Source organism: Nonomuraea sp. NPDC049649, from assembly GCF_040675175.1.
Lineage (GTDB): Bacteria > Actinomycetota > Actinomycetes > Streptosporangiales > Streptosporangiaceae > Nonomuraea.
In genome coordinates, this window is the sequence record NZ_JBFAOH010000013.1 from 128,056 (window position 1) to 146,430 (window position 18,375).

At 72.6% G+C, this 18,375-nt stretch carries 16 protein-coding genes; 12 read left to right on the forward strand and 4 right to left on the reverse strand.

Annotated features, from left to right (window positions below):
• Positions 1 to 3 precede the first annotated feature (3 nt).
• The 6 genes from AB0J42_RS19215 (at position 4) to AB0J42_RS19240 (ending at position 5,211) form a co-directional block, all read left to right on the forward strand.
• Complete coding sequence (locus AB0J42_RS19215) at positions 4 to 552, forward strand: hypothetical protein (protein WP_364296080.1); 549 nt, start codon at positions 4 to 6, stop codon at positions 550 to 552.
• Positions 553 to 597: 45 nt separating this feature from the next.
• Positions 598 to 744 (forward strand): hypothetical protein, encoded by a 147-nt coding sequence (locus AB0J42_RS19220; protein WP_364296082.1) that lies wholly within the window; start codon positions 598 to 600, stop codon positions 742 to 744.
• Between the two features lie 126 nt (positions 745 to 870).
• Positions 871 to 2,007 (forward strand): AI-2E family transporter, encoded by a 1,137-nt coding sequence (locus tag AB0J42_RS19225; protein WP_364296084.1) that lies wholly within the window; start codon positions 871 to 873, stop codon positions 2,005 to 2,007.
• Between the two features lie 86 nt (positions 2,008 to 2,093).
• Entirely contained in the window at positions 2,094 to 2,303 is a 210-nt protein-coding gene (locus AB0J42_RS19230) for a hypothetical protein (protein ID WP_364296086.1), read from the forward strand.
• A 24-nt stretch (positions 2,304 to 2,327) separates the two neighbouring features.
• Entirely contained in the window at positions 2,328 to 3,851 is a 1,524-nt protein-coding gene (locus tag AB0J42_RS19235; RefSeq protein ID WP_364296088.1) for a helix-turn-helix domain-containing protein, read from the forward strand.
• A 109-nt stretch (positions 3,852 to 3,960) separates the two neighbouring features.
• Entirely contained in the window at positions 3,961 to 5,211 is a 1,251-nt protein-coding gene (locus AB0J42_RS19240; RefSeq protein WP_364296090.1) for an FAD-dependent oxidoreductase, read from the forward strand.
• 111 nt (positions 5,212 to 5,322) lie between these two features.
• On the opposite strand, the gene AB0J42_RS19245 is transcribed toward AB0J42_RS19240, so the two are convergent.
• Positions 5,323 to 5,634, reverse strand: coding sequence for a hypothetical protein (locus AB0J42_RS19245; protein ID WP_364296092.1), 312 nt, complete (start codon positions 5,632 to 5,634; stop codon positions 5,323 to 5,325).
• Positions 5,635 to 5,924: 290 nt separating this feature from the next.
• On the opposite strand from AB0J42_RS19245, the gene AB0J42_RS19250 reads away from it, so the two are divergent.
• Positions 5,925 to 7,172: a C39 family peptidase gene (locus tag AB0J42_RS19250; protein WP_364296094.1), complete on the forward strand. Its 1,248-nt coding sequence runs from the start codon at positions 5,925 to 5,927 to the stop codon at positions 7,170 to 7,172.
• On the opposite strand, the gene AB0J42_RS19255 is transcribed toward AB0J42_RS19250, so the two are convergent.
• Positions 7,173 to 8,423 (reverse strand): serine/threonine-protein kinase, encoded by a 1,251-nt coding sequence (locus tag AB0J42_RS19255; RefSeq protein WP_364296096.1) that lies wholly within the window; start codon positions 8,421 to 8,423, stop codon positions 7,173 to 7,175.
• A gap of 67 nt (positions 8,424 to 8,490) precedes the next feature.
• The gene (locus AB0J42_RS19260) at positions 8,491 to 10,011 is read right to left on the reverse strand and encodes a D-aminoacylase (RefSeq protein WP_364296098.1); all 1,521 of its coding nucleotides are present in this window, start codon (positions 10,009 to 10,011) and stop codon (positions 8,491 to 8,493) included.
• A gap of 118 nt (positions 10,012 to 10,129) precedes the next feature.
• On the opposite strand from AB0J42_RS19260, the gene AB0J42_RS19265 reads away from it, so the two are divergent.
• From AB0J42_RS19265 to AB0J42_RS19275, 3 genes are read left to right on the forward strand one after another with little or no spacing between them, the layout of a single operon-like run.
• Entirely contained in the window at positions 10,130 to 11,401 is a 1,272-nt protein-coding gene (locus tag AB0J42_RS19265) for a serine hydrolase domain-containing protein (RefSeq protein ID WP_364296100.1), read from the forward strand.
• Positions 11,398 to 12,177: a GNAT family N-acetyltransferase gene (locus AB0J42_RS19270; RefSeq protein ID WP_364296102.1), complete on the forward strand. Its 780-nt coding sequence runs from the start codon at positions 11,398 to 11,400 to the stop codon at positions 12,175 to 12,177. The genes AB0J42_RS19265 and AB0J42_RS19270 overlap by 4 nt, the downstream gene beginning before the upstream one ends.
• Positions 12,140 to 13,732, forward strand: a complete 1,593-nt coding sequence (locus AB0J42_RS19275; RefSeq protein ID WP_364296104.1) for a helix-turn-helix domain-containing protein — start codon at positions 12,140 to 12,142, stop codon at positions 13,730 to 13,732. The genes AB0J42_RS19270 and AB0J42_RS19275 overlap by 38 nt, the downstream gene beginning before the upstream one ends.
• Positions 13,733 to 13,776: 44 nt before the next feature.
• Here AB0J42_RS19275 and AB0J42_RS19280 read toward each other — a convergent pair whose 3' ends face one another.
• A complete protein-coding gene (locus tag AB0J42_RS19280) occupies positions 13,777 to 15,366 on the reverse strand; it encodes an ABC transporter substrate-binding protein (protein WP_364296106.1) in 1,590 nt (529 codons plus the stop codon).
• 196 nt (positions 15,367 to 15,562) lie between these two features.
• Here AB0J42_RS19280 and AB0J42_RS19285 point away from each other — a divergent pair, with 196 nt between their 5' ends.
• Complete coding sequence (locus tag AB0J42_RS19285; RefSeq protein ID WP_364296108.1) at positions 15,563 to 16,534, forward strand: ABC transporter permease; 972 nt, start codon at positions 15,563 to 15,565, stop codon at positions 16,532 to 16,534.
• Position 16,535: 1 nt separating this feature from the next.
• On the forward strand, positions 16,536 to 18,305 hold the full coding sequence (locus AB0J42_RS19290) for a dipeptide/oligopeptide/nickel ABC transporter permease/ATP-binding protein (protein ID WP_364296110.1): 1,770 nt from the start codon (positions 16,536 to 16,538) through the stop codon (positions 18,303 to 18,305).
• Positions 18,306 to 18,375 lie beyond the last annotated feature (70 nt).

Below are 18,375 nucleotides of genomic sequence, written 5' to 3' on the forward strand. Positions count from 1 at the left end.
GACATGGCCGACAAGTACCGCCGCCGCCTCGACGCCGCCCGGCTGGCACGCGCGCAAGGAGTGTTCAACATCGCCTGCGGGCTCTGGCCCGCCGTCTCCATGTCCAGTTACGAGCGGGTGTTCGGGGTCAAGAAGGACCAGTTCCTCGTCCGTACCATCGGAAGCCTGCTCGTCGGGATCGGGCTCAACCAGCTCCGGGCCGCCGCCCGCCCGGAGGGGCTGCTCTACGCCCGGCGCATCGGCACGTCGGCGGCGATGACCCAGCTCCGCCTGGACGTGCTCAACGTCTTCACCGGGCGGGTCCCGCCCACGTACCTCCTCGACGCCGCCGCCCAGGCGGGCTGGCTGTACGCGTGGCGGCGCTCCACCCTGCCGCCCGCGCCGCCCGGGCCGGGGGTGCGGGCCGCCGCCGTGGCCGGGGTGGCGTTCACCGGGATGGCGCTCGGCGCCGGGCTGGCGGTGGCCGGGGACGCGTTGCAGCGGCGGCTCACCCGTGCCCGCGAGCGGACCGGGGACGGACGGGCGCCGAAGGCGGAGTTCGAGCCGGTTTGACCGGTGCCGCCGAGGTCAGAGGACAGGGGAGACGAGGGGGACACCATGAGCGAGCAGCCAGGATACGAGGCCGAGCGCGACATCATCGAGGGCGAGGACCTTCCGCGCGGCGCCACTCCCGGGGTCGAGGACAGCATCGACGAGCACGAGCTGCGCCGGCTCACCGAGCTCAACCCCGACGACTTCGAGTAACCCAGCACCACCTTTTCTCGCCGGACGGTTGTCAGGCCGCCCGCGAGGACGGACGATCCCGCGTGTGTAAAGGCCGGATGAAACGGCAGTTTCCTGGCAGATGGTTCGCATCGCGCGGGAGGGTCCATGACGACGGGGAAGAAGCCCGAGCCCCCGGTGACGGCGGCGGTCCGCGTGCTGTTCTCGCCGGGGAACATCTGGCGGTCCGGGCTCGTCGTCGTCGGCGTCGTGGCCTTCGCGATGTTCCTGCGGTTCGTGCTGATCGACGCCGGCTCGTTCCTCCTGCTGGTCGTGGTGGCCTGGTTCCTGTCGCTGGCGATGGAGCCGGCGGTGAGCCGGCTGTCGGACCACATGCGGCGCGGCGCCGCGGCGGCGCTGGTGATGGCGGGGCTCGGCCTGTTCGCGGTGGCCTTCCTGGTGCTGTTCGGGCAGCTCTTCGTGGAGCAGGTGGCGCTGCTGGTCGGCGGGCTGCCCGACGTGCTGACGGCCGTGGTGGAGTGGGTCAACCGGCAGTTCGGGACCAACTACCAGGTCTCCGACATCCTCGAATCGTTCAAGCTGACGCCGCAGGAGGCCGCCGGATACGCGCAGGGGCTGCTCGCGGGCGTGCTCGGCGTGCTGGGCACGCTGGCCGGGCTGGTGTTCAACGCCTTCTCGCTCATGCTGCTCACCTTCTACCTGTCGGCCGACGGGCCGCGCGCCCGCCGGTGGCTGGCCCGGCTGCTGCCCGGCCGCTCCCAGCAGGTCTTCACCAGCGTGTGGGACATCGCGCTGGCCAAGACCGGCGGGTACGTCGCCGCCCGGCTGATCCTCTCGCTGATCAACGGCGCCCTGTCGACGCTGGTGTTCCTGCTGCTCGGCATGCCGTCCTGGCTCGCGCTGGGCGTGTGGACCGGGGTGGTGGCCCAGTTCGTGCCGACGATCGGCACGTACATCGCGATCGCGCTGCCCGTCGTGGTCGGGCTGGTCTCCGACCGGCCGTGGACCGGGCTGGCGGCGCTGGCCTGGGGCATCCTCTACCAGCAGGTGGAGAACCTCACCCTGGAGCCCAGGATCAGCGGGTGGGGGGTCAACATCCACCCGGGCGTCTCGTTCTCCGCCGCGATCACCGGGGCGCTGCTGTTCGGCGTGACGGGGGCGCTGCTCGCGATCCCGATCGTGGCCATGCTGCTGGCGCTGCTGGACACCTTCGGCACCCACCACAAGCTCGAACCGCCGGTCAAACCACCCCCGGCGAAGCCGCCGCCGCCTGAGAAGAAATGAGGCGCGCACCAAGGTCATCTGTGCCAGCATGATCCGTTGGCTGATCGTCTCAACCGACAGTCATCAGATCGTGAAAGGACTACTGCGTGCGTAAGCCCGCGACCTACACCACCGCCAAGCTCTGGGTGAAGGGCCGGAGCAAGGCCTACACCGACTCCGGCAAGTACAGGTACTACGCCGCCGTCATCGCCTCGGCCGGGGGCAAGTGCGTCAAGTACCAGGGCACCACCCGTGACACCCGCGTCGACTTCCGCGAGGCCAAGGGCGGGCGTTCCAGCTGGGGCAACTGCGGCTGATCCTGCGGGTACGCTTCGGCCAAGATGCTGAAGCTCGATCGGTTGGTCAACGTTCTGGGCGGGTACGGGGCGCGCCTGGTGTGCGCCCCGTCCTCCCGCGACGTGCCGCTGCGCAGCGTGGTGGTGCACGATCCGACCGATCCCGCGCCCGCCACCGGCGACGTGTTCCTGGCCGTCGGCGTCGAGTCGGCGGCCGAGGCGGTCCGGCTGGGCAAGGCCGCCCGCGCCGCCGCGGTGCTGGTGCGCGACGAGGCCGGCGGCGCGGCGGCGCGCGAAGGGCTCGCCGCCGGGCTCGCCGTCCTGCTGGTCGACCCCGCCGTGTCCTGGAGCCAGCTGCTCGGGGTCGTGTACGGGCTGGTCCTCGAAGGGCGTGAGACCGAGGCGGGACGCGGGCCCACCGACCTGTTCGCGTTCGCCGACACGCTCGCCGGAGAGCTGGGCTACCCGGTCACCGTCGAGGACCAGTCGTCGCGGGTGCTCGCCTACTCCGGCTCGCAGCAGACCGCCGACCCCGTCCGGCTGGAGACGATCCTCGGGCGGCGGGTCCCCGAGGAGATGCGCGGCCTGCTGGAACGCAAGGGCGTCTTCTCCCACCTGGCCGCCTCCGACGAGCCGCTGTTCGTGAAGCCGTCGCCGGAGCACGGGCTGCGCGGCCGCATGGTGGCGGCCGTCCGGGCCGGGCGGGAGCTGCTGGGGTCCATCTGGGTCGAGTGCGAGCGCCCGCTGACCGGCAGGCAGCGCGACCGGCTGGCCGACGGGGCCCGCGCCGTCGCCCTCCACCTGCTGCGCTCCCGGGTGAGCGCCGACCTGGAACGGCAGGTCGAGTCGGACCTGGTCATCCAGCTCATGGAGGGCACCGCCGACGCGCACGCCCTGATCAGCAGGCTCGGGCTGCCCGGCGGCCAGTTCCGGGTGATCGCGCTGCAGGCGCACGTCGGGGCGGAGCGGCACGCGGCCGTGCTCACCGCCTTCGAACGGGCCACGACCGGCTTCGGCTGGTCCCGGCCGGGCCGCAGCGCGCTGTTCGGCAACACCCTCTACACGGTGCTGCCCTGCGGCAACGACGCCGCCCCGGCCCTCGACTGGGTGCGCGCGATGGTCTCGGCGCTGCCGCGCGGCGTCACCGTACCGGCCGGAGTGGGCGGGCCCGCCGGGCCCGCCGAGCTGCCCGCCAGCAGGCAGGAGGCCGACGAGAGCCTGGCGCTGCGCGCGGCGTCGCCGGGCGGTCCCGTCGTCTACGACGAGTCGTGGGACCGGATCCTGCTCCAGCGGCTGCGCACCGCGGCGTCGTCCGGCCGGGCGCCCGCCCGCGGCCCGGTCGCCGAGCTGACCAAGCACGACGCCGAGCACGGCACCCGCTACGTCGAGACCCTGCGCGCCTGGCTGGAGGCGCAGGGCGACCTGGCCGCCGTGGCCGCCCGGCTCGGCGTCCACCCGAACACCGTCCGCTACCGGCTGCGGAAGATGGCCGGGATCACCACCCTGGAGCTCGACCGGCCGGAGAAACGGCTCGCGATGATCATCGCGCTCGCGGTCCAGCAAGAGTGACCTTTGTCGCAGCCGGACAAAGTACCCCTGAGTGGTTGTCCTCACAGCACAGCGTTATTTAGCGTGGTAGGGGCGATCCTTCCTCATATCCAGGAAGGAGATGGCAGTAATGGGCATCGACGGTGGGCCGCGTACGGCAGTGGTGATCGGCGCCGGTGTGGTGGGCTTGTCCACCGCCTGGTTCCTCCAAGAACGCGGTGTGGAGGTCACCGTGGTCGACCGCGACGGCGTCGCCGCGGGGGCGTCGTGGGGCAACGCGGGCTGGCTGTCCCCGGGCCTGGCCATCCCGCTGAACGAGCCGGGCGTGCTCCGCTACGGGCTGCGCTCGCTGCTCGACAAGGACGCCCCGCTGCACGTCCCGGCCACTCCCGACGTGGGGCTCTGGTCCTTCCTGACGCGGTTCGCGCTCAACTGCAACTGGCGCGCGTGGGGCCGCGCGGTGCGGGCCAACATGCCCTTCAACGAGGAGTGCCTGGAAGCGTTCGACGTCCTCACCGGCAACGGCGTCGAGGCGCCGACCATCGACGCGCCGATCATGGCGGCCTTCGGCAAGCAGAAGGAGGCGGTCGCGCTCCTGCACGAGCTGCGCCGCATCAACGACACCGGGCTGCACATCCCGTACACCGCCTTCGAAGGCGAGGAGCTGCGCGCGCAGATGCCGCAGCTCTCGGCCGCCGCCGTCGCCGGTGTGCGGCTCGACGGCCAGCGCTACATCGACCCCGGCGCGTTCACGCACGCCCTGGCCGACGCGGTCCGGGCGCGCGGCGCCGAGATCCGGTCCGGCTTCCGGGTGACCGACGTGACGCGCGAGCCGGGCGGGCTCGTGGTCAAGTCCGGCGCCGGCGACGCGGTCAAGGGTGACGTCGTGGTCCTGGCCACCGGCGCGTGGCTGAACCAGCTCGGCAAGCAGTGGGGCGTGCGGACCCGGGTCCAGGCCGGTCGCGGCTACTCGTTCACGGTGCCGACCGACGAGCCGGTGCCGAACCCCCTCTACCTCGCGGCCGTGCGCGTCGCCTGCACTCCGTACCAGGGCAAGCTGCGCGTGGCGGGCACGATGGAGTTCCGCGACGCGGACGCGCCGCTGTTCGAGAGGCGGGTCGAGGCGATCATCAAGTCCGCCCGGCCGCTGATGACCGGCGTGCACTGGGAGGAGCGGACCGACACCTGGGTCGGCGCGCGGCCCGTCACCCCGGACGGCAAGCCGCTGGTCGGCGCGACCAACATGCCCGGCGTCTACGCCGCCGGCGGGCACGGCATGTGGGGCGTCACGCACGGCCCGGCCACCGGCCGGATGCTGGCCGAGCAGATCACCACGCGCAAGACCTCCCCGGTCCTGCGCGAGTTCGACCCCACCCGCTGACACGCACGACGGGCCACCGCCAGGCGGCCCTAACAGATCACCACTGCGCGAGTCCGGCACGCACGACGGGCCACCGCCAGGAGAGGCGGCGGCCCGTCGGGGCTTCTGAAGTCAGAGACCGATCGACTGGTTCTTCAGCCGGTAGCCGTTCGGGCAGTTGAGCACGTTACGGCGCCCATTGAACCGCTCGGTGAGCTCGACGGAGATGGGGCCGTTCTCACACCGGATCCAGTGGACGTACTTGTCGCGGTAGCGGCAGTTGGCGAGCGAGGCGTGGCCCCGGTCGACGCTGCCCAGCTTGCACTCGAAGCGCTGCGACGGCGGCGGCGGCGCGGCGGCGGCGCTGGCGCTTCCTCCCATCGCGAGAAGCCCGGTGGCGAGCATGGCAGGGACGGCAAGCGAGATGAGGGTCCGCTTGAGCATGTAAACCTCCTGAACGAGGCGACACCTGGTGATGTCGCACCTTTCGTGACGGCGCGTTCACGCCGCGTAGCCATGCTGGTCCCATCCGCACGTCAGGTGGGGGAGCGGCAGGGCCGAAGAGGTTCAAATTCCCGTCAGATCCACCGGCGATGACGGGCATAGCATCGGGAAACTTTCCTAAAGGGGAAGACGTACTCGATCTCACGAAATCGGTAGATTCGCCGATGTGCGACCCGCGGAGCGCACCTAAGGTCAGCGGACCTGACCGCGTCCTCCTCGAAGGTTGGTCCATGCGCTCGCTGACCGCGTTCCTCTCCACCGTCCTGCTGGCGACCGCGCTCACCGCGCCCGCCGAGGCGGCTCCGAAGAAACCCGCGGGAGGCGCCGCCGACGTCGTCTTCAAACGGGCCGACTTCACCGCCGGGACCGGCGAAGGCACCGTCGCGGGCGACGGGCTGGCCTTCGCCGCCGCCGCGGGCACCACCACCTACACCGACGCGCTCGGCACCAGGACCTGGGAGTACGCCCGCTGGACCGGCCCCGAACGGTCGCTGGAGTTCCCCGCCACCGAGCTGATCGCCTCCTGGACGGCCGACGTCCCGGCGGGCAGCTGGGTGCAGATCGAGGCGCGGGCCCGCAACGCCACCGGCCTGACCCGCTGGTACGTGCTCGGCCGCTGGGCCTACGGCGAGGGCGACATCCGCCGCACGTCGGTGCCCGGCCAGCGCGACGACGACGCCCGGGTGGCCGTCGACACGCTCGTCGCGGCCCGCAGGATCTCCGCCTACCAGCTCCGCGTCACCCTCTACCGCACCCCCGGCTCCTCCGTCGTGCCGCGCGTGCGCACCCTGGGGGCGATGGCCTCGCACGTACCAGAACGCGAGAGCGTGCCGGTGAGCCCCGGCGGCGGCGCCTGGGGCACCGAGCTGGACGTGCCGCGCCGCTCCCAGAGCGTCCACGCCGGCCACTACCCCGAGTGGAACGGCGGCGGCCAGGCGTGGTGCAGCCCCACCTCGGCCACGATGGTGCTGGGCTACTGGGGCCGCTGGCCGAGCGAGGAGGACACCTCCTGGGTGGACCCGTCCGACCCCGACCCCGAGGTCGACTACGCCGCCCGCCACACCTACGACCACGCCTACGGAGGCGCCGGCAACTGGCCGTTCAACATCGCCTACGCGGGCCGCTACGGCCTGGACGGCTTCGTCACCCGGCTGCGCACCCTCACCGAGCTGGAGCGGCTGATCAGCGCGGGCATCCCGGTGATCACCTCGCAGTCGTTCGAGGAGCACGAGCTGCCCGGCGCCGGATACGGCACGAACGGCCACATCATGGTGGTGATCGGCTTCACCGGCGACGGCGACGTCATCGCCAACGACCCGTCGTCACCCACCAACGCGGCCGTCCGCCGCGTCTACCCCCGGGCCGCCTTCGAGAACGTCTGGCTGCGCAGCTCCAGCAGCGGCGGCATCGTCTACCTCATCCACCCGCCGGGCCACGAACTGCCCGCCACCACCCCGGGCCTGCCCGCCAACTGGTGATCACTTGTAGTGCCCCTTCGCCTTGCCCCGCGGCTGGGACTTGCCCGGGGTCTTGGTGCGGACCCGCCCCTGGTTCTGGGCCGCGCGCGTGGCCCTCGTGGCGGGCGCGGCGGTGCGCTTCGGTGCGGTCTCTCTCGCGGGGGCCTCTCTCGTGGTGGTGCGCTCCGTACGAGTGATCTCGGTACGGGGACGCGCCGAGGAGGGCTCGGAACGGAGGACGGCGGTGGGGGAGTCGCTCGCCGGCCGCGGAACGGGCTGGGCATGCCGCCGCGGCTCGGTAGCCGCGTGCAGAGAGACGGTGGCGATCACGGTGGCGACCAGGGCGGCCGTCGCGGCGGCCTCCCGCCACCGGGAGGCGACCAGCCGCAGCACCCGGGGCGCGACCGGCGCCCGCGGCGCGGCGGGCCGCACGCCCTTGGCCCGGCCGGGCACCTGCCGCAGCAGCTCCTCCACCCGCGCCGCGTCCGCCCGCTCGGCCGGATCCTTCACCAGGATGGCCCGCAGCACCGGCTCCAGCTCGCCGGCCCGCTCGAAGGGTGCCGGATCGCGGGTCAGCACCGCGTTCAGCGTGTCGAGCCGGCCGCCGCCCTGCCCGAACGGCGCCCGCCCCTCCACCGCCGTGTAGAGCGTGGCCCCCAGCGACCACACGTCGGACAGCGCGCTCGCCCGCCCGCCCGCCGCCCGCTCCGGAGCCAGATAGGCGGGCGTCCCCATCACCATGTTCTGCTGCGTGAGCGCGGCGCTGTCGTCGTCGATCGTGGTGGCCAGCCCGAAGTCGGTCAGCACCGCGTGACCGTCGGCGGTGAGCAGGATGTTGGCCGGCTTGATGTCGCGGTGCAGCACCCCGGCGGCGTGCGCGGCCCTCAGCGCCGCCAGCACCTCCAGCCCGATCCTGGTCACGGTCGGCACCGTCAGCGGGCCCCGGTCGTAGATCTCGTCGGCCAGGCTCCGCGACCGCACCAGCTGCATGACGATCCACGGCCGCTCGTCGGCCAGCACCACGTCGTACACGGCGGCGATGCCGGGATGGTGCAGCCGCGCGGCGATCCGCGCCTCCCGCATCGTCCGCTCTATCAGCACCTCGCGCTGCTCCGGCGGCGAGGACGGCACCGACAGCTCCTTGACCGCCACCTCCCGGTCCAGCAGCTCGTCGTAGGCCCGCCAGACCGTGCCCATGCCGCCGCGGCCCAGCTCGGACCGTATCCGGTAGCGTCCGCTCAGTAACGTTCCGTCGTCGCGCGCTTCGGGCATGGCAGCAGACTTACCCGATCATCCCCGCCGCACAACGGGCCCTCCGCACTCCGTTTGAATATCGTTGTCATGCCCGCAGGACGCGGCCGCGGCGCTCGCCGGTGAACTCTGTGGAATCCACCACCACCTGCCCTTCCAGCAAGACGTGCGTGACTCCGGACGGCCGGGCGTCCGGGGCGGCGTAGCTGCCCGCGTGGCCCACCTCGGCAGGGTCGAAGACGCAGACGTCCGCGTACGCTCCCACGCCCAGCCAGCCGCGCCCGCGCAGCCCGAACTGGTCCGCGGTGGCCGAGGTCGCCTTCCTGATCGCCTCGGGCCAGCCGACCACCCCGCGTTCCCGTACGTATTCGCCCAGGAAGCGGGGGAAGCACCCCCACGTGCGGGGATGCTCCAGGCCGACAGGCGGGCCGTTGTCCGAGCCGATGCCGATCAGCGGGTCGCCCATGATCTCGACCACGTCCTCCTCGGCCATCAGCTCGACGACCATCTGCGCGGCCGGATCCGCGGCCACCAGGTCGCAGAGCGTCTCCCACGGGTCGCCGCCGCCGGCCAGGTCGGCCAGCGAGCGCCCGGCGGCCGAGCCGCCGGCGTGCGAGGTGACCAGGACGCCGGCCGGGGTGGAGTCCTGCCACAGGCCGGCGCCGGTGCCGCCCGCTTCGGCGACGGCCCGCAGCCGGGCCCGCTCCGCGGGGGAGCCGAGCAGTTCGCGCACGTCGCCGCCAGCCATCGCCGACGGGGGCAGCAGCGCCGCCAGGACGGTCGACCCGGCCGTGTACGGGTACTGGTCGCCGCGCACGTCCACTCCCGACACGCGGGCCTCGCGCAGCTTGTCCAGCAGTATCCCGGCTCCGCCGTGGTTGCGTCTCCCGGCGACCTTGCAGTGCGACACCTGCAGCCGGACCCGGGCCCTGCGGGCGATCTCGATCGCCTCGTCCAGCGCCCGGCCCAGCGCCGAGCCCTCGTCGCGCAGGTGTGTGGCGTACGGGACGCCGTAGCGGTGCGCGACCCGGGCCAGCTCGACGAGCTCTTCGGTGTCGCCGTAGCTGCCGGGCGGGTAGATGAGTCCGCTGGACAGCCCGCACGCCCCGGCCTCGAACGCCTCGGCGGCCAGCTCGCACATCCGCGCCAGCTCGCCGGGGCGCAGCTCCGGGCGGAAACCCGCCACCGCGCCGCGCAGCGTCGAGTGGCCGACCAGCGTCGCCACGTGGTTGGCGGGCCCCGCTTGGGAGATCGCCGCCAGATACTCGGCGAACGTCCAGTCCGGCACCGGCTCGCCGGTCAGCTCCTCGATCCCGGTCGCGTCCGGCGCGTACGAGAAGCCGCAGTTGCCGTTGATCTCCGTGGTGACGCCCTGCAGCAGCTTGAACGGCTGCGGCTCCGGCATCAGCGGCACCAGGTCCGAGTGGGCGTGCGCGTCCACGAAGCCGGGAGCCACGATCAGTCCGGTCACGTCCAGCACCCGCCGGGCGGCGCCCGGGTCCCCGCCGACGGCGACCACCCGGCCCCCATCGATCGCCACGTCGGCGGTCACGCCCGGGGAGCCGAGCCCGTCGTGCACGGTCCCGCCCCGCAACACCAGATCGATCATAACGACCACCCAACACGTGAAAAGTCTGGATATCTTGTGATGACCGACCCAAGAGGGTGACTCCTGTTGGTGCGAAACGACGATGAGCGCCGTACGGACCACCGCCTAGCGTGCGGGCATGACCAAGAGGCTGGCTGAACTGATCGAGGAGTTCCGGGTGCCCGGGGCTTCCTTGGCCTACTGGCACGGGGGCGAGATCCACCAGGAGGCGGCCGGGCTGCTCAACCGGAGCACTGGAGTGGAGGTGACGCCCGAATCCCTGTTCCAGATCGGCTCGGTGACCAAGATCTGGACGACGGCCCAGATCATGCTCCTGGCCGAGCGGGGTGAACTGTCGCTGGACACCCCGGTCGCCGACGTACTGCCCGAGATCGGGCACGGCATCCGGATCGAGCACCTGCTCTGCCACACCAGCGGCCTCGACGGGGACTTCTTCCACGACACGGGGCGCGGCGACGACTGCCTGTCCGCGTACGTCACCGCGCTCGCCGCGCGGCCGCTGACCCACCCGGTCGGCGTCACCCACTCCTACAGCAACGGCGCGTTCTCCGTGGCCGGTCGCGTGATCGAGGTGGTCACCGGCCAGGTGTGGGACGCGGCGCTGCGCGAGCAGCTGATCGAACCGCTCGGGCTCACCCACACCTGGACGCTGCCGGAGGACGTGCTGCGCTTCCGCAGCGCCACCGGCCACCTGGGCGAGGCCGGCGAGCCCACACCCACCTGGGCCATGCCACGCTCCAACAGCCCGGCGGGCCAGATCTGCTCCACCGCCGCCGACCTGGTGCGCTTCGGCCGCAGCTTTCTGGAGGCCAGGGTGCTGGACCGGGCGAGCGTCGAGGCCATGGCACGGCCCCGAGTCGAGCCGCCCTGCCACGTCTACGGCAGCCACTGGGGGCTCGGCTGGATCGTCGACGCCTGGGACGGCGCACCTGTCTGGCTGCACGGCGGCAACACGATCGGGCAGGCCGCCATGCTCTGGGTGGTGCCCGACCTCGGCACCGTCGTCGCCCTGCTGTGCAACGGCGGCGACAGCGACGGCCTCATCCAGGCCGTGGCCCGCGGCCTGTTCCCGAAGCTGTGCGGGCTCCGGCCGCCGGCGCCGCCCGCGCCCGGCCCTCCGGCGGGAGGTGGTCTCGATTCGTACGAGGGCGTCTACGAGCGTACGGGCGTCCGGCTCACGGTCGGGAACGGGCGTCTCACGTACGAGAACATCGGTGAACTCGCCGACCTGCAGCCGCCTCTGCACTTCGACCTCGTGCCGGGCGACGGCGGCGGTTTCCTGGCCCGGCGGCCCGGCGACCGGGTCTGGGCCCGCGGAGCCTTCTACAGGCTGCCCGACGGCACGCCGTACCTGTACTTCGGCGTACGTTCGACCCCCAAGGTCTCGTGACGCTCTCCGTCGCCGAGCTGACCGCGATCGACGAGCACCAGAGGGGCGCCGAACTGATCGGGAGGATCTGGCGCAGGGAGATCCTGGAGGCGGGGCTGATCCGTACCATCGCGCACGTCGGCGGGTACGTGGCGGGCGCCCGGTCCGGCGGCGAGCTGATCGGCGTCTCGGTCGGCTTCTTCGCCGCCGACGGCCACCTGCACTCGCACATCACCGGCGTGCTGCCCGATGCCCGCGGCGGCACCGGATACGCGCTCAAGAAGCACCAGCGAGCGTGGGCGCTGGCCCGGGGCGTCCACCAGGTGTCGTGGACGTTCGACCCGCTGGTCAGCAGGAACGCCTACCTCAACTTCCACAAGCTGGGCGCCCGAGCCGGTGCGTACCTGCCGAACTTCTACGGCGCCATGCGCGACGCGATCAACGCGGGCGAGGCCACCGACCGCATCTACGTCGAGTGGGACCTGGCGGCCGAGCCGGGCCCGCGGCCGGAGCCGGACCTGGCCCGCGCGCTGGTCCTGCTGGACCGGGACGGCGAGGAACCGGTGCGCACCGGCGCGAAGCCGGAGCCGGGCATGCGGCTGGCGGTGGCGATGCCGCGTGACGTGGAGCGGCTGCGCGCCGAGTCGCCCGCGACCGCCCGGCGCTGGCGGTACGCCGTGCGCGAGGCGCTGCTCACCGCCTGGGAAGCGGGGCTGGTGATAGTCGACGTGGCCCGGGACGGCTGGTATGTCCTGGGGGATGGGACTCGGGTTGACGACTCTCGGCCGCATACTTGACGACCTCGGCTCCACGCTGCTGGAAGTCGTCGCCTCCGCGGGCGACGTGGAGGTCCAGGTGTCCACGGTGCAGATCTACGACCCGCTGGACGACCCGGAGGTGCCGCCGGGCACGATACTGCTCGGCGTGGGAGTGGAAGGCGGCGACCGGATCTGCGCGCTGCTGTCGGCGCTCGGCGCCGCCGGCGCCGCCGGCCTGGTGGTCAAGTCCCCGGTCGCGGTGGACGAGGCGGTGCGCGCCAAGGTGCTGGAGACCGGGGTGGTGCTGCTCGGCCTGACCAGGGCCGCGTCCTGGGCGCAGGTGGCCGCTCTGCTCCGGTCGCTGCTCGCCGAGGGCGACGTGGGCGACCCTGGAGACCCGGCGGAGATCGCCGATGACCTGTTCACGCTGGCGAACGCGGTGTGCGAGCTGCTCGACGCGCCGATCACGATCGAGGACCGGTCGTCGCGGGTGCTCGCCTTCTCTGGCCGCCAAGACGAGTCCGACCAGGCCCGGGTGGAGACCGTGCTCGGGCGCAAGGTGCCCGAGAAATACCAGCGGATGCAGGAGGAACGCGGCGTCTACCGCGAGCTCTACCAGAGCCGCGATCCGATCTTCTTCGACCTGGGCGGCGGCATGCTGCCCCGCACCGCGATCGCGGTGCGGGCCGGTGACGAGATCCTCGGCTCGATGTGGGCGACCGTGCCGGGGCCGCTCCCCGAGCACCGGCGGCGGGCGTTCGGCGACGCCGCCAAGATCGTGGCACTGCACCTGCTGCGGCAGCGGGCCGGCGCGGACGCGCAGCGGAGGCTCCGCGCCGACCTGCTCTCCACGGTGCTGGAGGGCGGCCGGGACGCCGCCGACGCGGCCGCCCGGCTGGGCATCGCCACCGAGCGGGTCTGCGTGCTGGCCGCGGGGCTGGACGAGAGCGCTTTCGAGGACGCGGCCGGGCGGGAGGGGGAGCGGCAGCGGTTCTGCGACGCGCTGGCGCTGCACGTCGGCGCCATGCACCCGCACGCCGCCGCGGCCCTCGTCGGCGGCATCGCGTACGCGGTCCTGCCGCTGCACGCGCAGGGGGCCGACGCCGAGCAGCGGGCGGTAAAGGTGGCCGAGAGCTTCCTGGCGCGGACCGGCCGGCGCTTCCCCGCCGCGATCGGCGTGGGCCGGCTGGTGGGCACCCTGGCCGAGGTGGGCAGGTCACGGGCGGACGCGGCCCGGGCGCTGCGCGTGCTGCGGGCGCGGGGTGCGTCCGGGGTGGCCGCCTCGTACACCGAGGTGTACTTCGAGTCGCTGCTGCTGCAGCTCGGCGACCTGGTGGCGGCCGAGGAGCAACCGCCCGCCGGCCCGTACCAGAAGCTGGTCGCGTACGACGCCGAGCACGGCACGGATCTGGTCGCCACGCTCAAGGCGTATCTGGACTGCCTGGGTAACGTGCAAGCCGCCGCCCAGGTTGTCCGGGTGCACCAGAACACGTTCCGCTACCGGCTGCGCCGGCTGGCCGCGATCTCCGGGCTGGACCTGGCCGACCCGGATGCCAGGCTGGCCATGGCCCTGCAGTTACGCCTGTACTCATGACGAAGGCGCCGCGCCCTTCTCTGAAGGCACGGCGCTCCTCCGTCCTACTTGTTCACCATGCGGATGGTGCTCGGCGCGAACGCGCCGCCCAGGCGGCCGAACTCCGCGCCGTTGCCGTACAGCGGGCTGGTCATGTCGGCGAAGGGCACGATGTCCGCCTTGGCGAACAGCGCCTTCTCCGCGTCGTTCCACGCGGCGCAGCTCTCGTCGCCGGTGGTCCCGGCGGCCTCCGCCACCAGCCGGTCGTAGTCGGCGTTCTGAATGGACGACCAGTTGGCGCCCTTGGGCGGGCCCTCACCGGACAGGAAGGGCACGATCATGCTGGGCAGCGGCACGTTCACCTGGATCCACCCGGCGTCCCAGTCGGTGGAGCCGTCGTTCACGCCGCCGAGCTGAGAACTGGGGATCTGCGACAGCTCGGTGGGCACGCCCAGCTCCGTCCACTTCTGCTTGATCAGCTCCGCCGCCGACTTGCCGGGGTCGCCGTGCTCGGTCAGGTAGAGGAAGGTGACCTCCAGCTTCTCGCCGTCCTTGGCCCGGACGCCGTCGGCGCCCTTGACCCAGCCGGCCTCGTCCAGCAGGGCCGCCGCCCTGGCCGGGTCGTGCGCGGGCAGCGCCGTGGTGGTCACGTCCGGGCAGATCCGCGGCTGCATGCTCAGCCCGTCCGGCCGGACACCGGTGCCGCCGGTCGCCACCCTGGCGAGCTCGTCCAGGTCCAGTGCCGCGGTCAGCGCCTGCCGCACTCTCTCGTCCCGGGTGGGCCGGCCCTCGGCCTGGTTGAACGTGTACTCGCCGAACATGAGCCGGATCTCGCTCTTGAACAGCTGCTTCTGGTCCAGCCGCGCCCGGTCGGGGCCGATCACGGCGGCCGCGTTGAGCTGGTTGCCCAGGAGCAGGTTCGCCGCGGTGGTCTCGTTCTTGACCACCTTGAGCACGACCTGCTCCGGCAGGCCCGGCTCCTCGGCGGTGACCCCGCCCGGGCCCCACGTGTACTCGGGGCGCCGGGTCATCGTGTAGTGGTCGTCGGCCACGGACTCGGTGATCTGGTAGAGGCCGGTGCCGTGCTTGCCGGCCTTAAGCCCGTCGGGGTCGGTCAGCCCCTTGCCGCAGACGATGAACACCGACGACAGCCTGCGCAGCAGGAACGGATCCGGCGTCTCCACCGTCATCGTCACCTTGCCGGCCGCCTCGTCCGCGGTGGCCTTCATGTCGGCGGGCACGTACAGGCCGCGGAGCTGGGACGAGTTGGCCTCGTCCGCGATGAAGTTCACGCTACCGGCCACGTCCCCGGCCGTCAGCGGCGAGCCGTCGGCGCAGGTGACGCCCTTGGCCAGGGTGAACTCCACCGACGTGGCCGTGTCCTGCCACTCGGTGGCCAGGCCGGGCAGGACCGTGCCGTCGTCCTGGTACGAGACGAGCGTGTCGTACAGGAAGGAGGCGACCTGCCGGGGTTCGGACAGGGCGGTCATCAGCGGGTTCAGGTCGCCGGGTTCCAGGATGGCCATCGTGAACGTGGCGCTCTCGGCGTAGCGGCCCGTGCCCGCGGGCGCGGGCTCCTCGCCGGACCCGGAGGTCCCGCACGCCGCGGACGTCAGGGCCACCGCGCACAGCAGCCCGAGCAGGCGAGCGCGCATATCGTCTCCCATCCAAGTGTTGCGGATACGGGCCAGCGTGGTCCCGTGGCGAGAAGTGGTCATCGTGGGATCCGACGAAGCCACGAAATATCCCGGTGGATATCGACGAGTCCTTGTGACACCTGACATATCGGGGTTCCATCTCTGGGCGAATCCCACGATTCCCCCAGGGGAGGCGGCTGACAGGATGCCCGCCATGGCCATCCAGACGAGTCATCCCTGGGCCGCTTACCTGGGCAGGCGCCTGATGCGCTTCCTGCTCTCGCTGGCCCTGCTGGTGACCGCCACGTTCGGGATGGTGCACGTCATCCCCGGCGATCCGGTCAGGGCCGCGCTGGGCGTCACCGCCTCACCGGAGCTGATCGCCGCCCGTACCGCCGAGCTCGGCCTGGATTTGCCCATCTGGGAGCAGTACGGACGCTACGTGACCGGCCTGTTCACCGGGGAGCTGGGCCAGTCGATGGTGTCCGGGCTGCCGGTGGCCCAGACCATCGCCGACCGGCTGCCGTACACCGCGCTGCTGGCGCTGGTGGCGTTCGCGGTCGTGATGGTCACCGCGGTCCCGGTCGGGATGGCGCTCGCCGCGTGGACCAGGGGCGGCCGGCGGCGCGGCCTGGAGCTGGTGTTCACCGGGGTGAGCGGTCTCCTCGCCGTGGTGCCGGAGTTCCTGCTCGCGGTGGCGCTGATCGTGGTGTTCGCCGTCACACTGGAACTGCTGCCGGTCGCGGACGTCACCGGGGCGATGGGGCCCGAACACTACGTGCTGCCCGCGCTGGCACTGGCCGCCGGACCGGCCGCCGCGCTCGCCCGGATCGTCCGGGTGGAAGGGCTCGGCGTCCTCTCGTCCGACTACCTGCGCACCGCGCGGGCCAAACGGCTGCCCGCCCGGCTGATCCACCTGCGGCACGCGCTGCCGAACCTGCTCACCGGTGCGCTCACCATCGGCGGTCTCCTCATCTCCGGGCTGATCGCCGGAAGCGTGCTGGTGGAGAACGTGTTCGCCTGGCCCGGCCTCGGCGACGCGCTGGTGGAGGCGATCAAGGCCAAGGACTACCCGGTCGTGCAGGGCGTGGTGCTCATCTACGGCGGGGCCGTGCTGCTGGTGAACCTCGCGGTCGACGTGGCCCTCGGCAAGCTCGACCCCCGTTCCACGATCCGAGAGGACTGACATGCGCAGGCTGCGCACCCCGCTGGGCTTCGCGGCGGTCGCCTCGCTGGCGTTCCTGCTGTTCATGGTCGTGCTCGGACCGATCATCTGGGTCGGCGAGGCGGTGCGCACCGACACGATGGCGCTCAACCAGGGGCCCTCCGCCGAGCACCTGGTCGGCACCGACGGGCTCGGCCGGGACGTGCTCGCCCGCGTCATGGTGGCCTCCCGGCTCACCGTCGGGCTGGCGCTGCTCGCCACCGCGATCGCGGTCGGCGGCGGCCTCGTGATCGGCGGGCTGCCAGCTGTGCTCGGCCGCCGGGCAGGGCGGCTGATCAGCGGCTTCATCGGGCTCGTGGTGGCCTTCCCCGGGCTGCTGATCGCACTGGTGCTCGCCGTGGTGCTGGGCAGCGGCGGCACCTCGGCGGCGCTGGCCATCGGGCTGGCGAGCGTGCCGGCGTTCGCCCGGCTCACGCAGACGCTGGCCGCCTCGGTGGCCGGGCGGGACTTCGTCGCCGCGGCCCGGGTGCTCGGGGTGGGCCGGGTGCGGATGCTGTTCCGGCACATCCTGCCGAACATCGGAGAGCCGCTCATCGTCCAGGCCACGCTCGGCGCGGGCGGCGCGCTGCTGGCCTTCGCCGCGCTGTCGTTCCTCGGACTGGGCGTGCAGGCGCCCGACTACGACTGGGGGCTGCTGCTCAACGAAGGACTCAACCGCGTCTACCTCAACCCGGCCGCCGCGCTCGCGCCCGGCGCCGCCGTGGCGCTCGCCGGGCTGGCGTTCAACGTGCTGGGCGAGTTCGCCGCCCAGGTGTTCGGCGGGCGGGCCACCGCCGCCCCCGCGGCCGGCCGCTCCGCCCGCCCGGCCCCCGGCGACGCCCTCACCGTCGAGGACCTGCGGGTCGCGTACGGCGACGCCGAACCGGTCAAGGGCGTGTCGTTCAGCCTCGAGCCGGGCGAGCGGGTCGGCCTGGTAGGCGAGTCCGGCTCCGGCAAGTCGCTCACCGCACTGGCCGTCGCCGGGCTGATCGAGCCGCCCGGCGTGGTGCACGGCACGATCAGCTCCGGCGAGACGGCGATGGTGTTCCAGGACCCGATGACCTCGCTCAACCCGGCGCTGCGGGTCGGCACCCAGCTCGCCGAGGTGGCCCGCGTGCACGGGCGGCTGTCCCGCAAGGCCGCCTGGGAACGGGCCGTGACCCGGCTCACCGACGTGCACATCGCCGCCGCGGCCCGGGTCGTCCGGCAGTACCCGCACGAGCTGTCGGGCGGCATGCGGCAGCGGGCCATGATCGCGATGGGACTGATGGGCAGCCCGCGCGTGATCATCGCCGACGAGCCGACGACCGCGCTGGACGTGACCGTACAGAAGCAGATCCTGGACCTGCTCCGCGAGGTCAGCGACCGTTCCGGGGCGGCCATCCTGCTCATCTCGCACGACCTCGCCGTGGTGGGTCAGCTCTGCTCGCGGGTTCTGGTCATGTACGCGGGCGTCATCGTCGAGGATCTGACCGTGGAGCGCCTGCGGGCTGGGCCGGCTCACCCGTACACGCGGGCGCTGCTGGCCTCGGTGCCGGACATGGCGGCCGACCGGTCGCAGCCGCTGGCCACGATTCCGGGCAGGATGCCGTCACCGGCGGAACGCCTGCCCGGCTGCGCGTTCGCCCCCCGCTGCCCGCTCGCAGACTCCCGCTGCCATGCCTCCCCTCCACCGCTTGAGAACGGGGTCCGTTGCTGGCATCCGGTTGCCGGGGAGTCGGTGACGGTCGCGGAGAAAGGGAGTGAGGGGTGACGAGAACGGGGTCCGTTGCTGGCATCCGGTTGCCGGGCAGTCGGTGACGGTCATGGAGGAAGGGAGCGAG

Excerpts from the sequence above, each read along its gene's own strand:
- AB0J42_RS19215 (WP_364296080.1), top strand. The coding sequence starts at position 4 with ATGGCCGACAAGTACCGCCGCCGCCTCGACGCCGCCCGGCTGGCACGC.
- AB0J42_RS19220 (WP_364296082.1), top strand. The coding sequence starts at position 598 with ATGAGCGAGCAGCCAGGATACGAGGCCGAGCGCGACATCATCGAGGGC.
- AB0J42_RS19225 (WP_364296084.1), top strand. The coding sequence starts at position 871 with ATGACGACGGGGAAGAAGCCCGAGCCCCCGGTGACGGCGGCGGTCCGC.
- AB0J42_RS19235 (WP_364296088.1), top strand. The coding sequence starts at position 2,328 with ATGCTGAAGCTCGATCGGTTGGTCAACGTTCTGGGCGGGTACGGGGCG.
- AB0J42_RS19240 (WP_364296090.1), top strand. The coding sequence starts at position 3,961 with ATGGGCATCGACGGTGGGCCGCGTACGGCAGTGGTGATCGGCGCCGGT.
- AB0J42_RS19245 (WP_364296092.1), bottom strand. The coding sequence starts at position 5,634 with ATGCTCAAGCGGACCCTCATCTCGCTTGCCGTCCCTGCCATGCTCGCC.
- AB0J42_RS19250 (WP_364296094.1), top strand. The coding sequence starts at position 5,925 with ATGCGCTCGCTGACCGCGTTCCTCTCCACCGTCCTGCTGGCGACCGCG.
- AB0J42_RS19255 (WP_364296096.1), bottom strand. The coding sequence starts at position 8,423 with ATGCCCGAAGCGCGCGACGACGGAACGTTACTGAGCGGACGCTACCGG.
- AB0J42_RS19260 (WP_364296098.1), bottom strand. The coding sequence starts at position 10,011 with ATGATCGATCTGGTGTTGCGGGGCGGGACCGTGCACGACGGGCTCGGC.
- AB0J42_RS19265 (WP_364296100.1), top strand. The coding sequence starts at position 10,130 with ATGACCAAGAGGCTGGCTGAACTGATCGAGGAGTTCCGGGTGCCCGGG.
- AB0J42_RS19275 (WP_364296104.1), top strand. The coding sequence starts at position 12,140 with ATGGGACTCGGGTTGACGACTCTCGGCCGCATACTTGACGACCTCGGC.
- AB0J42_RS19280 (WP_364296106.1), bottom strand. The coding sequence starts at position 15,366 with ATGCGCGCTCGCCTGCTCGGGCTGCTGTGCGCGGTGGCCCTGACGTCC.
- AB0J42_RS19285 (WP_364296108.1), top strand. The coding sequence starts at position 15,563 with ATGGCCATCCAGACGAGTCATCCCTGGGCCGCTTACCTGGGCAGGCGC.
- AB0J42_RS19290 (WP_364296110.1), top strand. The coding sequence starts at position 16,536 with ATGCGCAGGCTGCGCACCCCGCTGGGCTTCGCGGCGGTCGCCTCGCTG.